The organism is Paenibacillus sp. FSL R7-0302 (assembly GCF_038006885.1).
In the GTDB taxonomy this organism is placed as follows: Bacteria; Bacillota; Bacilli; order Paenibacillales; family Paenibacillaceae; genus Paenibacillus_AQ.
Genome location: NZ_JBBOWB010000001.1, coordinates 4,341,927 through 4,359,463 on the forward strand (window position 1 = coordinate 4,341,927; position 17,537 = coordinate 4,359,463).

Sequence of the window (17,537 nt, forward strand, 5' to 3'; positions counted from 1 at the left end):
TTCATGCTATAACCTCGCAGCAGCCTGACATACAGATTATTTGGTAAGCTGCGTAAAGTAGATCCCTATACCCAGATTATAAATAGCATGGGCGAGGATGGAAGAAATCAATGAATCCGTAAAATAGAACAATACAGCAAATACTAGGCCATTGATAAATACTAATCCGTAAGCCAAATACACTCCTTTATACTGCGGGACATGAATAACCCAAAATAAAAAAGTACTTATACAGATCACAATTCCATCAAGGATAGGACTATAACCGATAAACAATCCGATTAATACTCCTCTGAAGAAAAACTCTTCAACCATTCCTCCCCCCAGTGAACTGACGGCAATGCCGCTTGGAGTTCTCATGATATTACGTATAAGCTCCGTACTTTCCGACTGCGGAAGCACCGTTTTGGTTTTTATGATAAGCCCCACAGAGATAAGCACTACAATTGTACCGACGATCAGACCCAGCAAGGTAACTTCAAGAAAAGACATCCCGCTTGGAACAAATATGGACTTGATATAGGGGGTTATTTCACCCCACCGGAAAATTGCAATGAGTGCTAAGCCTAAAACCAGAAATGGCACTAACCCTAACACCATTTGGACCAACCATTGATTATGCTGCCGGGCATTGAATTCACCCAATTTCTATTCCCCCCTTCCTTCAAACTGGTTGTTATAAAAGACCTGAATCGCTTCACCGAAAAATTCAGCCATATCATCAGGCAACAAAGCCTTCAAAATCTCCGATGGTTTGTCCAAGGCCCGGTCTAAATGAAAAAGCTCGTTCCTAGATACCGGAATAAGGGCAAACAGTTCCTCTAGCTCTCGTTGTACCTCTTGACTATCAGGACGCAGTCCGCTGTGAATGGAAGCCTGAAAAAAAGACAATAACCTCTTGTTTAATCGATCGAACGCCAGCTGTTGCCGTTTGTTTTTGGGCATGATTTTATCTACCGTGGTTGCAGAGAAGTATTGTTGTAAAATCATTCTTTGATCTTCTTCTAACCGGATCGTATTCATGAGCAACATCAGATCTTCATTGCTCAAATCGCCCGTTTCATTCATTACATTCTTAATGCGGGCTATCATTTTCAAGGATTCGTTTATTGTATTTCGCTTATCCAGAAGCACAGCCTCCTGCATTTCAACGATTTCTCCAAAAGAATATGCGGTCTCTTCAAGCATTTGTTTGATTTCGATTAGCGGCCAGCCCATACTCTTGAGCAACTGTATGTTATAGAATTTCTTGAGGTCATCTCTGGCATAAACTTTCTGATTAGCGTCGTTTTTCTTTCCAGGAACAAGAAGCCCGATTTTCTCATAATATCTTAGTGTCCTTATCGTCGTGTTGACTGCGCTGGCGAATTTGCCCACCGTAAGCTCCATATAATCCCCCCAGGTATTACTGCTCCAGATTTATAAGCACCGTGTTTTTTATTATAAACTGTGACGTAACGTCCTACTCAATCCCTAATATTCAGGGTTGATTGATCCGCAAGCGAAACAGGCGCTATCCGTTAACGGACAGCACCTGCTCAGCGTAATCTATAGGACTTGTATCTATAATGTCTACTTATACATAATAGCTGAGCAGCTTCGCATCAACTCCGTGCTTAGCAATCAATCCGTCCAGCATCTTGGACCAGTCATGGTCTGAGGTGCAGCGTTCCGGCCGGGCTTCGAACCAGGCCACCGACCGCTTCACCCCTTCCGCAAACGGCAGGGTAGCCTGGAAGTCAGGCACCAGACGCTTGATCTTGCTGTTGTCGAACACACTGCTGACTGCCTGATCCCCGATCAGCCCGTCTGCGGTTCCCGCCGGAGTATTCGCAGCGATGAAATCCGTAGACATGTGTACAACCTTCGGCTCACGGCCTGCGGCCTCCCCGATGGCCGCATAGATCTGATTCCAGTTCAGCACCTCATCCGAGGTAATATGAACCGCTTCTCCAATCGCCTCCTGGAGCCCCAGCAAACCAACGAAGCCTTTGGCAAAATCCGTATTATGCGTCAATGTCCAAAGCGAGGTGCCATCGCCATGAATGACGAGCGGCTGTCCCTTGCGGATGCGTTCTACCAGGGACCATGGATGGCTCCAGCTGGTCAGCGCCGCCGGAATAGCTGTATCTCCGTAAGTATGGGATGGACGGACAATAGTCACCGGGAAGCCGCTGCTCTGATACGCTTCCAGAAGCAGGTCCTCGGAAGCAATCTTGTCCCGGGAATACTGCCAGTAGGGGTTCACCAGCGGAGTCTCTTCGGTAATCAGATAATTACGCTGGGGCTTCTGATAAGCGGAAGCCGAGCTGATATAGATATACTGCCGCGTCTTGCCTGTGAACAGGTCAATATCCGTCTGCACATGCTCCGGCGTGAAGGCAATCCAGTCGACTACAACATCGAAGTCATACCCCTTCAACGCCTCGGCGGCCTGCTCCTTGTCACGGATATCACCATGTATCACCTGTGCGCCCTGCGGCACGAAGCTGCTGCGCTCTCCACGATTGAACAGATACAGTTCTATTCCCCGTTCCACTGCCAGCCGGGAAACCGCCTGACTGATAAGCCCCGTACCTCCGATAAATAGAACCTTCATCTGTATCCTCCCTCTCTCTTAACCGATAATTTCATCAATCCGTGTCAGTATATCCTCATTCAGCTCAATGCCGGAAGCCTTCACATTCTCCTCCACCTGCTCCGGGCGGCTCGCACCGACCAAGGCACTGGATACATTAGGCTGGCGCAGAATCCAGGCCAGCGCCAGATTGCCTACAGAGATATCCAGTTCAGCCGCAATCTTGCCCAGCTCCTGAACCTTCGTAAGCTTCTCCTCCGTAATTCCTTTGCGCATCCAGTCGAGCCGGGCAGCCCGGCTGTCTGCCGGAATATCGGAGACCGAGCTGTATTTGCCGGTCAGCAGACCTTGAGCAAGCGGGGAGAATACGACTTGTCCGATTCCCTTGCGCTGCCCAAGCGGGATAATCTCCTTCTCGATATAACGTTCAAACATATTATAGACCGGCTGATTGACCACGATATGATCCAGCAGATACCGGTCGGCAACCGCAAGAGCTTCGGTCATCTGCGCCGCCGTCCATTCACTGACTCCCACATAGAGCACCTTGCCCTGACGGACCAGATCATCCAGCGCCCGCAGTGTCTCTTGAATCGGGGTCTCCGGATCATACCGGTGACAGTAGAGCAAATCTACATATTCAGCACCCAGCCGCTTCAGGCTGGCATGGCATTGCTCGGTAATATGCTTCCGGGACAGGCCGCGGTCATTGGGACCGTCACCCATTACCCCGAACACCTTGGTCGCCAGCACGTAGGATTCGCGCGGATAGCTGCTTAGGGTAGCTCCCAGCACCTTTTCCGCCGCCCCTTTCTCATAGACATTCGCGGTATCAAAAAAATTAATGCCCAGGGAGTAAGCGGTTTCAATGGCCTTAACGGCATTGTCCTGCTCCACATAACCTCCGTAGGTCAACCAGCTTCCCAGGCTGATCTCACTGACCTTAAGTCCGGTTCCACCTAATCTGCGGTATTTCATTAATCCCTTGCTCCTTTCCGAATCCGGCGGGTCCCGCCAACCGGTTGCTATATGCACCTATTCATTCTAGAACAATTTGGTAGAAATAGAAAGCGGAGCGGACGGATCTACCGTTCCACTCCACTTGTGCTGATAGAGTCCAGGTGAACATTCAGCACCCGGGTCACACGTTGTTTATTCATCCGGTCAGGCTCAAGCATGGCATGAAGGGCCAGGCCGTCAACCAGAGCATACAGCCGTTCAGCTTCATCGTCCTTATCCAGCCCCTGCTTGAAGAGCTCATGCTGATCCAGATAGTCAATAATTTGCACAATCAGCGGATAGATCGCATCATTAAGCTCTGCAGGCTTCTCCCCGGCAGTCTTGAGGTGGAAGGTAAAAGCGAACCATACCTCCATCTCAGCCATGCTGCTGTCATCTGTAGGGAGCAGCTCCAGCAGCACCTTCAAAATCTGCTCCCGTGGAGGAAGCTCCGACTGCATTATGTCCACAATCCTCGCTGTTACGCGCTCCTTCACCAGATTCATAGCAAACTCCAGCAATTCCTGCTGGGTAGAGAAATAATGGCGCAGCGCCCCCAAGGAAACCCCCGCCTCGGCAGCAATATTACGCACCGTAGCCCCTTTGATTCCCTGCCGGATAATGACCCGCCAGGTGGCTTCGGCAATATTCGATTTTCGTTCGGAATGATCTACAATTTTTGGCATGACCATATTGTAGCATACCGGAAATGATAAGCACAATTTAAATAATACGGTTGTATTATTTAAAATCCGCTGTTATACTTCGACTAGACTATACTTACTATCAACTATAACAAGGGGTGCGATATGAATCTGGTTGCATGGGCAATTGTTACCTGTGAGGTGTTGTTCTGGGTGGTCATTCTTGCAGGCTTTACAGCACGTTATATCTTCAAGCGCCCTACGCTGGGACTGATTTTTCTGGCGATGACTCCGGTCCTCGATATCCTGCTGTTAATGATCTCCGGCGTGGATTTGGCACGGGGCGCTACCGCTACGACAGCACATGCGCTTGCGGCTGTGTATATTTCTGTGTCTCTTGTATTCGGTAAAAGCATGATCGCCTGGGCCGACGAACGCTTCCGCTACTATGTTACCAAGGAAGGGACGAAGCCGGCCAAGCGTTACGGCATGGACCATGCCAGGCATTATTTCAAGGGCTGGGTGAAGCACTTGCTCTCTTTTGTGCTCGCCGCTGGTATTCTGTATGGATTGATATTGTGGATCGACGATGCCGCCCGCACGGAGGCGCTGTTAAGTATCCTGACCGTATGGTCCGTCGTGGTCGGCATTGACCTGATCATCACTGTTACCTATTTCATCTGGCCCCGACAGGCCAAAGGTTCGAGCTAAGCTGCGGCCGGAGCGGCTGGTTCAACGGAAGAAAGCCGGCTTATACGCCGGCTCTTATATTTTTCACCGTCCGCTGTTCCAGTGAGAAATGCTTGTATATTCTATCCCCGCCATCGCCGGTAGGGGCTTGCGCCAACAACCCGACCTTGACTGTGTCTCCCACCGGAAGGTTAAAGAAACGCATCATGTCAAACCGTACGCCGTCAATCGAATAATGAAAAGCAAAGGCATTCCCGGATCTGGCGGCTTGCAGCCATACCTCATTGCCGTCAATGTTACAGCCATTGGCATCATCCGAGGTCTGGTTCGTAACTACGCTGACCACCGCATGGGTATCGAAATCTGTCAGCTCGAAGCAAGCCTTCGCCCAGACCGAAAGATCCTGCATAATCATAATGGAAGAAGAATCGTACGTGTCCCGGAAGTCATGACTCACCTTCACCCGCAGCACGAAATCCCCGGATACTTCAGTATAGAAGAACGGCGCATTGGTCAGACTCTCAGGCGTCAGCCCTTCTTCAGCAACCGCCCCGTTGTTGCAGAAAAAATCACTGTTAGCAGTGGCTTGTAATATAATACTGTCATCCTCAAACCGGATGTTCCCCTCATTCATCCATTGATACGTTGCGAAATCAGTCTTGGTCATTTGGTAGTCCTCCTGTTTTTGGGAAATTCAAAATATATTTCTATTATATTTCGATCCTAAGCTAAAACCTAGTTTATACTATTTATTCGTTTTTTTGCATCAATTAAATACATAGCTTACCCTTCACTTTATGAGCAAGTCTGCTCAAATCCTCAATATCTTCCGTCTCTAACTCATTGGCGAATTTATCAATATTAAAATCCTTAATAATATTATTCACTTCATCGAGGATTCGTTGTGAGACTACACCTTTATCAATTTGTAAATCTGCTAGGCAAACATAAAATATAATTTTCTCAACTTCTCCCTCCTCTATAACATTGGATAACTCATACAAGCATCTCCCTCCTGCTTGGAGAGTATTTAGTCCATCACTTATTGAATTATTAAAAACTTCACGTATGTATTCACTAAGTTCTGTATAATTCCATTCTTTCATATGTTCACCGTCCTTTTTCTATTTAACGACTTTCCCATCGTTTGTAAGAATACTTACTGTTATGTTTGGATATCTTCTTCTAAATTCCAATATTATATCAGAACAACTCTGACAAGTCAGACGTTCTGTAAATAAGTTGATAGTACCAGTTGCATCCTTATTATCACCCAGGAGTGATGCAATGTTATTCAGTATTTTATATTCAGTATCATAATCCCTTAAATATGCTTCAGGTGTATTAATTCTTACATTATCAGGATCAACCTTTTTTGCATTGAATTCAACCTTACCTTGAGGCTTCAATGAAATTCCTGGCATTACACCCTTATCTGAAGTATGATTTACTGAACTATGGGCAAAGAATTCGTTCCTGTTTATCCCTTGAATATCAACTTCTGCGTAACCAAAGTTACCTGACTTCTTCAAACTACTAGGTAGTTGGGATCTTATCTCTTTAACCCGTTCTATGATAATAGGCAAGTCATTAAAATTCCTCGTTCCTCCCATCCCTCTAACCCCAGGATCAAAATCCTCCAGCAAAGGTTTCGCGGGGCCCATACCTTCAGCCTCATCCAACGCTTTTATCTTACCAAAAGGGCTTCCAGTTATTCCACTGTCAGGCTCTATTTGTCTGTTCTTTTGCATTCCGGTCTTTACATTAATGGTTCCCGTCCCGAAGACTTCACTAATCCGATCTGCACTGGCTGCTCCACGCAAGACGGATTCGAACTCGCTGGATAGATCACTGAGTACGAATTGCTGCTCGATTTGCATACCATAGAATTGGGCGGAGAGGACTTGCTCCAGTTGCGTCTTGGGCTGCGGTTTCTCTCCTGTGAATAGTTCAATGAGCGGATCCACCAGGTATTTATCTATAAAATCCTTTTTGGCCGGCTGGCTCTCCCAATTCGTCAAGTCTGGCATGATACCTCCTGCATGAATAGCCTGCAACTGCCCTTTCGCCCACCCGCCTTTATCTCCAGGCTCCATGGCCATCCGCAGCAGTAGCAGATAAGATTCATTCTTCGGCAGCGGCACATTCCTTGTTAAGATGGATGGATCATAGTCACATGCCTGAAGCGCAGGTTGCTTGAAGTACATACTCAGGTCTTTACTCGCTGTATAATGCACTTCTTCTATCCCCAGCGAAGCCAGTGTCTGGCGCGCTTCATCTGCCTTCAGATGCACCGCATTCATCTGACTCTTGTTTCCAAAGCTCTCGTAGACTTTAAAAGCCATTTGTGCCTGCGCAATCTGATCCCGCGCTGTGAAGATATCCTTAAGCTTACTCTCAGCAGCAATAGCTCCGAGGCTTCCCGTCCCTGAGGTTTGGATGGTCAGCCGGAGCTGCTTCACCGCAGGATCGCTATCCAGCTCATCCCGTCCCGGCAGGACAGCGAACGAACGGATTAGATTCGTAGCCGCATTTTGCGCAAAAGGCGGGATTGAACTCCGTCCCCCCACCTCTTGTGCTCCATCCCTTCCAAGCATCCCTACAAATAAACTAAACTGTTGGGTCAACTGATCCGCCTTCAGTTGGTTCTCCGCCTGGAGTCCTTCGACTCCCTTGAGGGCAGTTCGGATGACATCCTCCAGTTTCTCTGCTTCTAGGGTTAATTCGTTTATCAGCACCTGGGCTTTCATCAGGTGGTCTCCCACTGGAATACCGCTCCAGCCGCTAGACTGGCCTTTCAACTGCAGATACAGCCGGTTCGTATCTTGACTCACCTGTCCTATTTTCGTCTGCAGTCGCCGGACTTGATCGGTATCGAATATAAGCTTTGCTGAAGCCATATGCTTCCTCCCCGCTTGCAGCTCATAAAATTAGCTATGCAGCGTTCTGCATAGCTAATTGCCTTCTTATGTAGTAAAGCTCATGAAGTATGGGTATTAACGAAACCTTTTAGAAGCCGGATTGTGCCTTAATGACTGCCTGCGACAGCTCTTTGTACTTATCGGATACATTGTTCATGTGATCTCCCAAACCCTTCAGTGCTTCGGAGAATTGCTTGAACGTTTTGTCCATGGCATTAACCTTTTCCGTAAAATTCTTAGCAGCAGCATCATCCCACACCTGATTGAGATTCTGCGTGGTAGTTTTTACGTTTTTAATTAGTGTGTCGAAATCCGCCTTTTGCTTCAGGATAACGCTTGCCTGCTTCTTCAATCCTTCATAGTCCAATGTTACTTTAGGGCTTGCCATAATTAACCGCTCCTTTGATTAATGTTTTATATAAAAATGAATCCGGAAAGTCCTGTAACTCTATGAGAAATTCCAAATTCATTAATATAGCATCCGTGTGCTCTTCCATTATTATCGGTCAATGGACTCAATAATCTTATATATAATCCCTTTAAATATTATTTTTAACTACTAAGGAATTTAATTCAATATGTTATCTACCCTGCCCCAGATAGTCATTACGCACCGAGAAATCCGATTCGAAGAGCATGATATCCCCGGATGAAAAGTAAAAGGTCTGTCCTCGTTCATCTGTCGCGCCTGTCATCTGTCCCTCGATCGCCCACATATTCGCAATCGGCGCCTTGTAGCCCAGAATCCGCGTATCTGCATCTCCGTTCTTGAGGGTGTAGATTTCAAACTTCACAAGAATATAGCCGCCGGTAATGAATTCTGGCTCATGTCCGTCCAGTGAACCCCCATATTGATTCGCAAGATTGAGCAGATTCGTTCCTTTCGGCAGGATATATGGGGCAATGGGCAGGTTATACTCGCCATACCAATGCTGAACACTGCGGACAGCCGTGATTGGATCTACGACTGCGGGGATGTCCGTTGGACCCACCAGGGTACGCGATTTATAGGACAACACTTCGAGATTATAGCCTGCTCCAATGTTAGTTTTGCGCTTCAGATATTGCGGGTAGAATTTGATCCACGGCCTCTTCTCCCGCTCCTCCTGAGTGAGTATATAGTTATACTCGTAGCTGGCTGAAGTGGATAGCTCACCATCCGCAATATTCCGTAAGCCATCTGCCAGGCGGTAAGTACGGCTATAGCTAAGCTTGTCCTTAGCAGAGCCCACCCCAATCATCTTATTCTTCGACCCGGAAATGTCATAGTACAGATCTACAGGGGCCGCAGCACCTCCAGTCTTGGGGATGAAGTAGAAGCTGGGTTCAATCCTTATCCCCTCGCCCGGCTGCCACAGATTCCCGATGGTGCGAAAATCAAACAGAAAGGAATACCCGTTATGCGGTACCGTCAATTGCTCCGTGGGATGAGAACCCTTGCGGATCGGCAGCTGCCATTGTGGCTGTCCGCTCAAAGCTGTGGGAATTCCGTTCTCATCATTGCCGCCGGTGTAGTACATTGCAGTACTATGCGCAAGAGTGCCTGTTCCGGTGCGAAATACCTTTTCAAACCGGAAATCTCCAATATCCCAGATTCTAAAATCAAACAGCCGACCCACCACACCCACATTGAAGTTTTCCGCTGCACAGTAATTGACAAGATCTCCATTCAGGTTCTGTTGACACAGATATTCACCGTCTGACGGGGCATTAATCGCCCAGGACTGAGTACGCACCGTATAGTCCCCTTCATTCACCCAGGTCGGCAGGGTAAAAGTCATAGCGGGAGTGCCCACCGGGATGGATATCCAGGTATTGTCCGGATAGTATTGACTGCCCTGAAACACCCCGAACGGAAATTGAATGCGTTTGTCCTTCGTATATTTACTGTAGTCCCGGTTTCCATACCCCGGAATCCCCAGATGCTGACCGCTCTCCGTAAAATATACAGTGAAGGGCCGGTCCAGAATCAGCACCGTCCGTGTCATATCCGGCGCCATCCGCTGGTCGAACGGCCGGTTGTCATCAGGAAGCTGGGAGTAATTGACGACTGGGGTATGGACTGTCACGGAGTTAATGCCACTAATGGAATATACCTTATCCTCAGTCCCGCCCTTAATATTCCCGTTCATTGGAGTGTAGGTTACTTCCCCCGAACTGCTAAGATACGGAGCATTCAAATGAGTGGGCTCAATGATGTGTCCTGGACTAAATAACACATTGTCCCCAATAGGCAGAGGGTTCGGGATCGTCGTAGGCGGAATCCCCTCTTCAACAGCTTCGTTTCCATTCATTATTGTTTGACCGGTGAAGATAAGACTGTCATTTTTCACTTTGATTTTCTTTGCAGCTTCCTCGGCTTTTGACCGGAATGTTTCTTTTTCATCATTTGGTTGCGGCCGGGTAGTCCCCCCATCCACAGTAGAGCCTGGTACAGAAATAGCGGGGGGAACCTCAGGAGGAAAATACTTGCCTGTGGTTTCCGTTGAAAAAACCGGAGCAGTATAGCCATTAGGCTCCAAAATGATTTTCCCGCCGGAAAAAGCATCATTCATTAATACCGCTTTGGCCAGAGAGTAGACTTCCAGAGTATCAATCGTCCAATAAGAGTACGGACGATTGATGCTGTAGGAGTATTCAACTTCCTTCGGTTCACTTGTTGGAGCAGGTACAGTCCCTGTCCCGGAAGGAGCAGGTTTAGTCGGGTCCCATTTTAAGGTATATGTTTTTTTGATTTTAATTTCATAAGTACATGTTCCTTTCATCTGAACAAAGTTATTCTTATACAGATAATCTCGGGTAGAAGTGTGCCCATACAAACTTTCTGAGCTTGGAATACCCTGCAGAACATCAAACTGCTCATTCCCGCGCTGATCCGCCCGGATCTCGGCAGTCACTCCAGGTTCTAGATACTCACCCGGGATCACTGAGGCTGGAACAGGTTCAGTGCAATTTACTGACGAGTTACCAGGGGTTGGCCCAGGGGTAGGGGTAGGCGATGTTGCAGGACCCTCCTTCACATATACTTCAAAGATATTAGGGTAACGATAAGTAAAGGATTTGATATCAAATTCATAATTTGCGAAATAATACATCATGGCCGAGGAGCCATTGCTGGCAATATTCACTCTGTATCCCTCATGGCCAAAATCTTGCCCATAGGTTACAAGTCCATGCTCTAAATCTGTTACTTTGTAATCTTTGATCACGGTGCTTGGATCAGTTTTTCCTTTTACGCCACCAGGCCCTTCTATTAATTTGTCATCGACAATTTTAACATTGGTACCAATCTGCATAGGGTTAGCTGCTGTTAGCCTATCAGAATCATTATCTATTAATGAAGTAGCAAAACTTCCATAATCTACTGCACCGACACTATAGAAGGCTTTATCTCTTTGAAAGGGGACATTGTCCATAATAATCCGTTTTCCGGGCCATTTATCTCTTGCTATACCCCCAATTACTTCAACACCTTTAGTACTATTCTCTGGGGTGTCATAATGCCAAGTCCCCCCTAGACCTGGTTCCCAGGATGTCCCTGCAATACTCCTATTCCAGGCAAACCAGCTCCCATTTGCTACATTTCCTACAGATTTTACTGCAACGGGTTCTCCATTCAATGTTAAAGTTTGATTATACGATTGAGCATTTACGCTAATTGTCTGTAAGATCTGATTATCTTTTTTCAATATAATCTTTGTGATTATTTTACCTGCCCCTACATTAAGCGTGAATGGAACTGTTTTTAATTCTTTATTATTATTGAAGACGGATTGATAGGCACGTTTCAGATTTTCATTATTCGCCTGATACTGCAGATCCTTTGTTTGCAACAAAACCTCGTCTGTACCCGCAGCATTCATTGGTACCGGTTTGAATTGTAGGAACAAGATCAAAAAAATAACGAGGATAAAGAATACTATATTTATCATTGTTATGATTTTTGATCGTTTTAATATCAATGCTTCTCCACCTCTCTTGTTATTGAATACGATTAGGGCCTGCAATTCTTATAATTTCATTTCGTAAGGAATAGTAAGCAGCATAGGACGGGACATCAATAGATACAGATATGCCTCTCTTATTCACCCACCCACTTTTGGGTATTATAGTTATTGGTAAATCGAATGGTTTTTTTTGAAATACAAATGCTTGAGAATTTAAATCCCCATTGACGAAGGCCATTCGATCAGAATTATCAAGACCTGAAAAATAAACTGTATAATGACTGTAGGGTGAATATCTTGTAGTATCTTTATTGAAGTTCACATGGCTTTTAGAATAGAGCAAGTAACTATTCATGTATTTTCCGAGGATTCTCATTCCATCTGATGTACCATCAGAAGTGTTTTTCCATTTCAAAGTAGCTAAATCAGGAATTTGAGCTAAATTCGGATCATTTTTGTCAGCTAAGTCTATTACAATCAATTCATCAATTTCTGCGCTATAAAGACCATCCTTAGAAGTGATTTTCATCTTATCTTCTTTCCAAAGATCTGCCACGGTTAAATCCTTCACAGGATCACCAGTTGTCATAATCTCGGGCATTACCGTAAAAATATTCGTTTTGTGCCAGACCAATTCTGCGCTTCCCACGGCGTACTTATCTATAGGCAGCTTACCTCCACCTTTAACAGTCAGTACGCGCTCAACAGTAACTACTGCTTGGGCTCTAGTTGTATTTTCCTTTTCTCCAAGCTTGCCTGAGCCCAGTCCAGAGATTAAGCCTGTCTTCGCAGCCAGATACATCCACTTGTCATCTTCTTTTGTCTCTAATCCGGTTGCACGGGCAGCAATACGTGCCATCTCCTTGCGAGTTATTTTCGCGTTCCATTCCAGTTCTGAATTAGCAAAATCACTGTTAACGTACAGCTTCGCCTGTTCCGCAGCATTAACGTAGCCTTCATACCATTTACCTTCCGTCGTCTCCACAGTTTGACCAATTGCAGTCACGATCATCTTAATGAATTCTGCACGGCTTACTTTCGCGTTCGGCATAAATTGTCCGCTGGGATATCCAACTACAATGCCTTTTTTTACTGCTGAGTCAATCCCGCCTTTCGCCCAATGATTAGCCGGAATATCACTAAATTGAACAGAATCTGCCCTTACTCCTGAGGTTGAGAATGAAGCTAGGCCTGTAGCCAGCAGTACGAGAACCAGCATTATTTTTTTGATGCTTTTCACTAGATTATTATTCATAGATAACACCCTCTCGAATCAATGTTTATGTAGACTTAATCTAACTTAATCTAACCCAATCTTCCATCACTTCACTTCATACTTAATAGAATTTTCAAACAAACTGGAAAATGCATCTAATGCGATGTGCTCAAATGGGTCCCCATTATAGTAATTGGTAGACACAGATATATCTGCGTAGCCCTCATACCAGACTCCCTTTTTTAATCTCTCATTGTTCATATAGTGTGTGGTCGAAAAATACTCATCAAGCATCAAATCTTTATATTCTGTAAAACTATTAATTCTGAACCGGAACTTGGACCGGACACGGTAATCCCCGGTTCCCGGATAATACATGACCGAAGGCTCCGGATCGAGTGACCCTTCAATCTGAATTCTGTTCTTCTTCACCCATTCAGCATATTCTCTTATATAATTCTCACGAACGGATACGGACTGATTCTCATACTTAAAGACTTCCCTCGCAAATTCCACCGGATTGATCGTCTTGTAGTCCACATTTAACCGCAGATTATATCCTATAATCATCCGGTTTATGACCTTTGCTATACCTTCACTTGTCACTTCTTTAGTAGCATACAATTTTGCCCCAGTGTCAGCTTCCTTGGCAACGTAATTTATTGTTTTTTTCATCTCATACATCTCATTTGGGATGTCTTCCAGAATATAAGGGTAGTCCTTATAATTCTTAGGAAGGTTTGTTGTACGAATTTTTCTGCCGAAATCATCCAGCTTGCCAAGTTCCTTGCCTGGCGTATGAATATGTACACTTTGAATCAATTCATCTACTTCGACTTCTGCACCCAGAAGATCGCTGACAACCGTTAGGGGAATCATCGTCATCCCGGATATCCTGCCGCTAACGGAGATTTGATCCCGTCAACAATCACACTTACCGCCTGGGATGACGTTCCTTCAGCTCCCGCAGTATCCATGGTCAATGCCATGCCTACCATTACACTCATTCCTATAATTAAGCTTTTACTGATGCCGAATAATTTCATTTCACTTCTCCTTTGCTAATGGATATAGACCGAACAATCCTCTATAAAATACCCCTTCCGCACAGCCTCCTCCGGGTCAAATAGGCTTTCTATCACAGTAGCTCCGGCTGGTACGCAGCTCTCTCCGTAAGCGATATGCCTGCCTGCATTATTCCGGGTTCCGACCAGACCCTTCCGCTGCATGACCGCCCCGCTGCCCAAAGAGTAAGCATCCAGCAGCTCTCCGCCCGGAAGCGGATATCCCTGGATAAATGCCATAATACCGGTGTCCTGTATGGACTGCTCGTGTAAGCCGCGCGGGAGGGTGAACTGCACGGATAATCCCATCCGTCTCACCAATTCCAGATGCCTGTTAATGGCTGTGGCCAAATCCTTTTCCACCAGTGAAGTGATCGTACTCTGCCTCACCTCACGAAATCTATCGATCGAAGTAAGCGGGTCAAGATTGGTCTCCGCAGTCAGTGCTGCATACTCACCTTCATAGAATTCATTAGAGCCCGTATCATACACCCGTGCGTGATCATCCAAGGTAAAATAGAGCAAATTACCGTTCCTCAGCTTATAGTAATAGGGCCGCTCAGGCCAACTGACAGGTGTCAACTCTTTATCTCCGCTGTAGCTGGCTGTGTCGTCCAGAGTCACTAAGGTGTAGCCGTTATAACCGAACATCACCAGTGCAGGTATATGTATTTTCAAATTATTGATTGCGCTCTGATTGTTCTCCAGTCCAAACTTCATAGCCAGATTACTGTAAAATACACTGAGCACATCCTGATCCATCTGCAGCTGCCGTTCCCTCCCGTAATGCACCGCTGTGGTGGTTGGCTGCTTCTCCAGCCGTGCCAGATAGCCGCCCGCATCATCCACCGCAGACTGAAAGTCATCCGAATAGCGTTTATACATCTCCTGATTGGATAACTGAAGCTCCGCCCGCGTGTCATTCATAAGCACCAGCGGGATGATCAGAATCAGAAAAATAAGCACCACACTAAGGGGCTTCACTACGTACCATCCCCCCGTACTTCAAATTGACCGGAATCAGTTCACTATGAAACAGCAGAGAGCGCATCCGTGAGGCCAGCGTTGTACCTGCGGATTCCAGCCGGACATTGAATAAGTCGCCCACATGCATAGTGAATCTTTTCTGGGGATTATCCGCTGGAATGGAATCGCTTGAAGCCGGATACAAGACATTCAGTATATCTTTGGTGAAATAGCCATCGAACCGTACACTGAAGCTGTTCTGGAATGTGGAGTAATCATCCGGGTTACCGTATAAGGGCTGCAGATTCTTTTTGTAATATTCCAGCTTGACGTCAAATACACCGTAGGAAGCATCGAGCGAATGAAGGAACAGCTCATAATCGCCTACGTCCACATACCCCTTACTGCGAACCGTATCGACGAATTCCACTACTGCTGCATTGGCTGCAAGCTTAGTATTCCTCTCGACAACTTCAGATTGGCGGAATGCCGGATACACCCCGAACACGAAGGCCAGTAGAATTACGATAATTACACCTTTCAGTGCATCTGCCATACAGGCTCTCCTTTCTCAACGGGTGGCAGAGATTTGCTTAATCATCTCATCCGTCCGGGTAACCTCTAACTGATAAGCAGCCCCCGGCACTCCGCGTAAATCAATTGCTGTGAGATCTGTAGCTTCATTAATAACCATGCCGTCGATATATAAAATATAGTCCCCCTCGAGCGCCGCAGGGATCATGCCCAGCACTTGCTCTCCGCTTATCCGCTTCAAATCACCTGTCCCTGTGTAAAGCGCGGATGCCACTGTTCGCTGCTCCGGCTGCCGGAGTTCAGCAGCAGAGTTCTCCCCTTCCAGCCGCAGAAACGTAAAGCCGCCCATAGCGAACAAAATCCAGGCAAAGAGGGTTAGGAGGAACTGGATCCCGTTTTTCATTTAACTTCATTTTGATCAAATTCGATTAATCTGACCTCATCATTCTTATCTCTAAATACGGTGGCTTTAAATAGTGAAAGCGTATTTACATTGTAGTTATCTGAATCTCCCAATTTTATACTCTGATCCAGCATTTCTGAGACACTGTGCGGTTTTGCCGAAGAATTTTCCTTAAAACTAGCAGTGGGGTTATCTTCTGACACTGCGGGAATACCATAATAAGTTGCATAAGTATTCTCTGCGTAGAAGCCCGCCAAATTCACTCCGGTTTTAATTAAAATGGAGAATTGCGGACGTCCTCTAAACTTCATTGCTGCATTAATTACATCCTGGCCGGAAACCACCTTATTATCATAGCTGTTGAACTCTGCCTGATTGATCATCTGGGTCTGGGCCAGCGTCTGCTCCTGGGCGCGGATGAAATAATTATTAATCACCAGGTAAATACTTACACCCGCCGCAACAATTAGAATAGTTACTATAATTCCAATCACCCATTTAAGTCCGGTTGATATATTCTCCATAGTTGCTCTCCTCTCACGTTATTTTAAGGCTGTCTAAACACAATGAGTCTGACTTCTTGGTTCTTGTCTCTGTATACTTGAGCGTGGAAGCGTCCCAGCGTATTCACGTTACAATCATCATTTTTTATATCCAGCATTGCAGAAACACTTCTGACGTCTCCACTTTCTGTCTGATCCAACTCCACCACTCCAGAATCCAAATCTTTATAATTAACTCCATACGTATTCTCAGCATAAAATCCTTTAGTCTGGTTCTCCCCTGTATAAATCTTTATCGCGAACTGCGGACGCCCTTTATAACGCATCGCCGCATTAATTACATCCTGGCCGGAGACATCCTTGTTATCGTAGCTGTTGAACTCTGCCTGGTTAATCATCTGGGTCTGAGCCAGCGTCTGCTCTTGGGCGCGGATGAAGTAGTTGTTAATGATCAGATAGATGCTGACTCCGGCTGCGATAATCAGAATGGTAACGATGATCCCGATTACCCATTTGAGTCCTGTTGAGATATTTTCCATAGTGCCCTCCTTTATTTAGCCCTGAAGTAGATAGCGGCAATCCGCTCATTGTGGTCTTTGATTAGCGTCGCCCTGAACCTGGACTGGGGACTGATATAGAATCCGCTAGAAGCATCCGAAATCGCCTTATCATCGACTTTGTTATAATCATTCCCCGTTCCTTCTTTAAAAGCTTCTGCCGAATAATCAAACGCACGGCAATAGCCGTCTCCGCTTGGATTCATACTAATGTATCTATTAGAATCAGGCTGACCATAGACATAAGGCCGCTCCACATATAGACAGAAGTTCTGCTCCGATTCATACCGCCGATAAGCGGTCAGAATCTGTGATCCGCTGACCAGCTGATTGTCGAAGGCCGAATATTGCTGCTCTGAGAGCTCCCTGGCCTGTGCGGCCGCCTGGCTGTTGGCCAGCTCGACTACAGGCTGTGTCTTCCCCCAGAGGAACAGCCCCGCTGAGATGATGGCTAGTGTAATCAGAATGGATATGGTGGTCTTCAAGAAGCTTGCTATATTCTCCATGCCTGTATC

General features: G+C 46.2%; 20 protein-coding genes. 1 reads left to right on the forward strand and 19 read right to left on the reverse strand.

Features of this window, described 5'->3' with window-relative positions; translation table 11 throughout:
- Positions 1–36 precede the first annotated feature (36 nt).
- From MKY96_RS18860 to MKY96_RS18880, 5 genes are all read right to left on the reverse strand, one after another.
- On the reverse strand, positions 37–645 hold the full coding sequence (locus MKY96_RS18860; RefSeq protein ID WP_340942327.1) for a CPBP family intramembrane glutamic endopeptidase: 609 nt from the start codon (positions 643–645) through the stop codon (positions 37–39).
- 3 nt (positions 646–648) lie between these two features.
- Positions 649–1,389, reverse strand: a complete 741-nt coding sequence (locus MKY96_RS18865) for a MerR family transcriptional regulator (protein ID WP_340942329.1) — start codon at positions 1,387–1,389, stop codon at positions 649–651.
- 187 nt (positions 1,390–1,576) lie between these two features.
- On the reverse strand, positions 1,577–2,599 hold the full coding sequence (locus MKY96_RS18870; RefSeq protein ID WP_340942330.1) for an SDR family oxidoreductase: 1,023 nt from the start codon (positions 2,597–2,599) through the stop codon (positions 1,577–1,579).
- A gap of 18 nt (positions 2,600–2,617) precedes the next feature.
- A complete protein-coding gene (locus MKY96_RS18875) occupies positions 2,618–3,556 on the reverse strand; it encodes an aldo/keto reductase family protein (RefSeq protein WP_340942331.1) in 939 nt (312 codons plus the stop codon).
- A 107-nt stretch (positions 3,557–3,663) separates the two neighbouring features.
- Entirely contained in the window at positions 3,664–4,263 is a 600-nt protein-coding gene (locus tag MKY96_RS18880) for a TetR/AcrR family transcriptional regulator (RefSeq protein WP_340942332.1), read from the reverse strand.
- 123 nt (positions 4,264–4,386) lie between these two features.
- On the opposite strand from MKY96_RS18880, the gene MKY96_RS18885 reads away from it, so the two are divergent.
- On the forward strand, positions 4,387–4,932 hold the full coding sequence (locus tag MKY96_RS18885; RefSeq protein WP_340942333.1) for a hypothetical protein: 546 nt from the start codon (positions 4,387–4,389) through the stop codon (positions 4,930–4,932).
- A gap of 40 nt (positions 4,933–4,972) precedes the next feature.
- Here MKY96_RS18885 and MKY96_RS18890 read toward each other — a convergent pair whose 3' ends face one another.
- The 14 genes from MKY96_RS18890 to MKY96_RS18955 form a co-directional block, all read right to left on the reverse strand.
- Positions 4,973–5,578 carry a DUF1349 domain-containing protein gene (locus MKY96_RS18890; protein WP_340942335.1) on the reverse strand — a complete coding sequence of 202 codons (606 nt, stop codon included), beginning with the start codon at positions 5,576–5,578 and terminating at the stop codon, positions 4,973–4,975.
- A 103-nt stretch (positions 5,579–5,681) separates the two neighbouring features.
- Complete coding sequence (locus MKY96_RS18895; protein WP_340942337.1) at positions 5,682–6,017, reverse strand: Imm3 family immunity protein; 336 nt, start codon at positions 6,015–6,017, stop codon at positions 5,682–5,684.
- 18 nt (positions 6,018–6,035) lie between these two features.
- Complete coding sequence (locus tag MKY96_RS18900) at positions 6,036–7,811, reverse strand: deaminase domain-containing protein (protein WP_340942340.1); 1,776 nt, start codon at positions 7,809–7,811, stop codon at positions 6,036–6,038.
- A 109-nt stretch (positions 7,812–7,920) separates the two neighbouring features.
- Positions 7,921–8,220 carry a WXG100 family type VII secretion target gene (locus MKY96_RS18905; RefSeq protein ID WP_076079049.1) on the reverse strand — a complete coding sequence of 100 codons (300 nt, stop codon included), beginning with the start codon at positions 8,218–8,220 and terminating at the stop codon, positions 7,921–7,923.
- 193 nt (positions 8,221–8,413) lie between these two features.
- Complete coding sequence (locus MKY96_RS18910; RefSeq protein WP_340942343.1) at positions 8,414–11,794, reverse strand: DUF5704 domain-containing protein; 3,381 nt, start codon at positions 11,792–11,794, stop codon at positions 8,414–8,416.
- A 19-nt stretch (positions 11,795–11,813) separates the two neighbouring features.
- Positions 11,814–13,034 carry an S-layer homology domain-containing protein gene (locus MKY96_RS18915; RefSeq protein WP_340942346.1) on the reverse strand — a complete coding sequence of 407 codons (1,221 nt, stop codon included), beginning with the start codon at positions 13,032–13,034 and terminating at the stop codon, positions 11,814–11,816.
- 66 nt (positions 13,035–13,100) lie between these two features.
- On the reverse strand, positions 13,101–13,880 hold the full coding sequence (locus MKY96_RS18920) for a hypothetical protein (RefSeq protein WP_340942348.1): 780 nt from the start codon (positions 13,878–13,880) through the stop codon (positions 13,101–13,103).
- The gene (locus MKY96_RS18925) at positions 13,877–14,041 is read right to left on the reverse strand and encodes a hypothetical protein (RefSeq protein ID WP_340942351.1); all 165 of its coding nucleotides are present in this window, start codon (positions 14,039–14,041) and stop codon (positions 13,877–13,879) included. The genes MKY96_RS18920 and MKY96_RS18925 overlap by 4 nt, the downstream gene beginning before the upstream one ends.
- A 15-nt stretch (positions 14,042–14,056) precedes the next feature.
- The gene (locus MKY96_RS18930) at positions 14,057–15,043 is read right to left on the reverse strand and encodes a hypothetical protein (RefSeq protein WP_340942352.1); all 987 of its coding nucleotides are present in this window, start codon (positions 15,041–15,043) and stop codon (positions 14,057–14,059) included.
- Positions 15,030–15,581, reverse strand: coding sequence for a hypothetical protein (locus MKY96_RS18935; protein ID WP_340942353.1), 552 nt, complete (start codon positions 15,579–15,581; stop codon positions 15,030–15,032). Before MKY96_RS18935 ends, MKY96_RS18930 begins: the two co-directional genes overlap by 14 nt.
- Before the next feature lie 15 nt (positions 15,582–15,596).
- Entirely contained in the window at positions 15,597–15,962 is a 366-nt protein-coding gene (locus MKY96_RS18940) for a hypothetical protein (RefSeq protein WP_340942354.1), read from the reverse strand.
- Positions 15,959–16,486: a hypothetical protein gene (locus MKY96_RS18945; protein ID WP_340942356.1), complete on the reverse strand. Its 528-nt coding sequence runs from the start codon at positions 16,484–16,486 to the stop codon at positions 15,959–15,961. Before MKY96_RS18945 ends, MKY96_RS18940 begins: the two co-directional genes overlap by 4 nt.
- 23 nt (positions 16,487–16,509) lie before the next feature.
- Positions 16,510–17,004: a hypothetical protein gene (locus MKY96_RS18950; RefSeq protein ID WP_340942357.1), complete on the reverse strand. Its 495-nt coding sequence runs from the start codon at positions 17,002–17,004 to the stop codon at positions 16,510–16,512.
- Between the two features lie 11 nt (positions 17,005–17,015).
- Positions 17,016–17,528, reverse strand: coding sequence for a hypothetical protein (locus MKY96_RS18955; RefSeq protein WP_340942358.1), 513 nt, complete (start codon positions 17,526–17,528; stop codon positions 17,016–17,018).
- Positions 17,529–17,537: the final 9 nt, after the last annotated feature.

Excerpts from the sequence above, each read along its gene's own strand:
- MKY96_RS18885 (WP_340942333.1), top strand. The coding sequence starts at position 4,387 with ATGAATCTGGTTGCATGGGCAATTGTTACCTGTGAGGTGTTGTTCTGG.
- MKY96_RS18915 (WP_340942346.1), bottom strand. The coding sequence starts at position 13,034 with ATGAATAATAATCTAGTGAAAAGCATCAAAAAAATAATGCTGGTTCTC.
- MKY96_RS18955 (WP_340942358.1), bottom strand. The coding sequence starts at position 17,528 with ATGGAGAATATAGCAAGCTTCTTGAAGACCACCATATCCATTCTGATT.
- MKY96_RS18900 (WP_340942340.1), bottom strand. The coding sequence starts at position 7,811 with ATGGCTTCAGCAAAGCTTATATTCGATACCGATCAAGTCCGGCGACTG.
- MKY96_RS18935 (WP_340942353.1), bottom strand. The coding sequence starts at position 15,581 with ATGGCAGATGCACTGAAAGGTGTAATTATCGTAATTCTACTGGCCTTC.
- MKY96_RS18890 (WP_340942335.1), bottom strand. The coding sequence starts at position 5,578 with ATGACCAAGACTGATTTCGCAACGTATCAATGGATGAATGAGGGGAAC.
- MKY96_RS18870 (WP_340942330.1), bottom strand. The coding sequence starts at position 2,599 with ATGAAGGTTCTATTTATCGGAGGTACGGGGCTTATCAGTCAGGCGGTT.
- MKY96_RS18945 (WP_340942356.1), bottom strand. The coding sequence starts at position 16,486 with ATGGAGAATATATCAACCGGACTTAAATGGGTGATTGGAATTATAGTA.
- MKY96_RS18905 (WP_076079049.1), bottom strand. The coding sequence starts at position 8,220 with ATGGCAAGCCCTAAAGTAACATTGGACTATGAAGGATTGAAGAAGCAG.
- MKY96_RS18895 (WP_340942337.1), bottom strand. The coding sequence starts at position 6,017 with ATGAAAGAATGGAATTATACAGAACTTAGTGAATACATACGTGAAGTT.
- MKY96_RS18920 (WP_340942348.1), bottom strand. The coding sequence starts at position 13,880 with ATGACGATGATTCCCCTAACGGTTGTCAGCGATCTTCTGGGTGCAGAA.
- MKY96_RS18940 (WP_340942354.1), bottom strand. The coding sequence starts at position 15,962 with ATGAAAAACGGGATCCAGTTCCTCCTAACCCTCTTTGCCTGGATTTTG.
- MKY96_RS18950 (WP_340942357.1), bottom strand. The coding sequence starts at position 17,004 with ATGGAAAATATCTCAACAGGACTCAAATGGGTAATCGGGATCATCGTT.
- MKY96_RS18880 (WP_340942332.1), bottom strand. The coding sequence starts at position 4,263 with ATGCCAAAAATTGTAGATCATTCCGAACGAAAATCGAATATTGCCGAA.
- MKY96_RS18875 (WP_340942331.1), bottom strand. The coding sequence starts at position 3,556 with ATGAAATACCGCAGATTAGGTGGAACCGGACTTAAGGTCAGTGAGATC.
- MKY96_RS18865 (WP_340942329.1), bottom strand. The coding sequence starts at position 1,389 with ATGGAGCTTACGGTGGGCAAATTCGCCAGCGCAGTCAACACGACGATA.
- MKY96_RS18925 (WP_340942351.1), bottom strand. The coding sequence starts at position 14,041 with ATGAAATTATTCGGCATCAGTAAAAGCTTAATTATAGGAATGAGTGTA.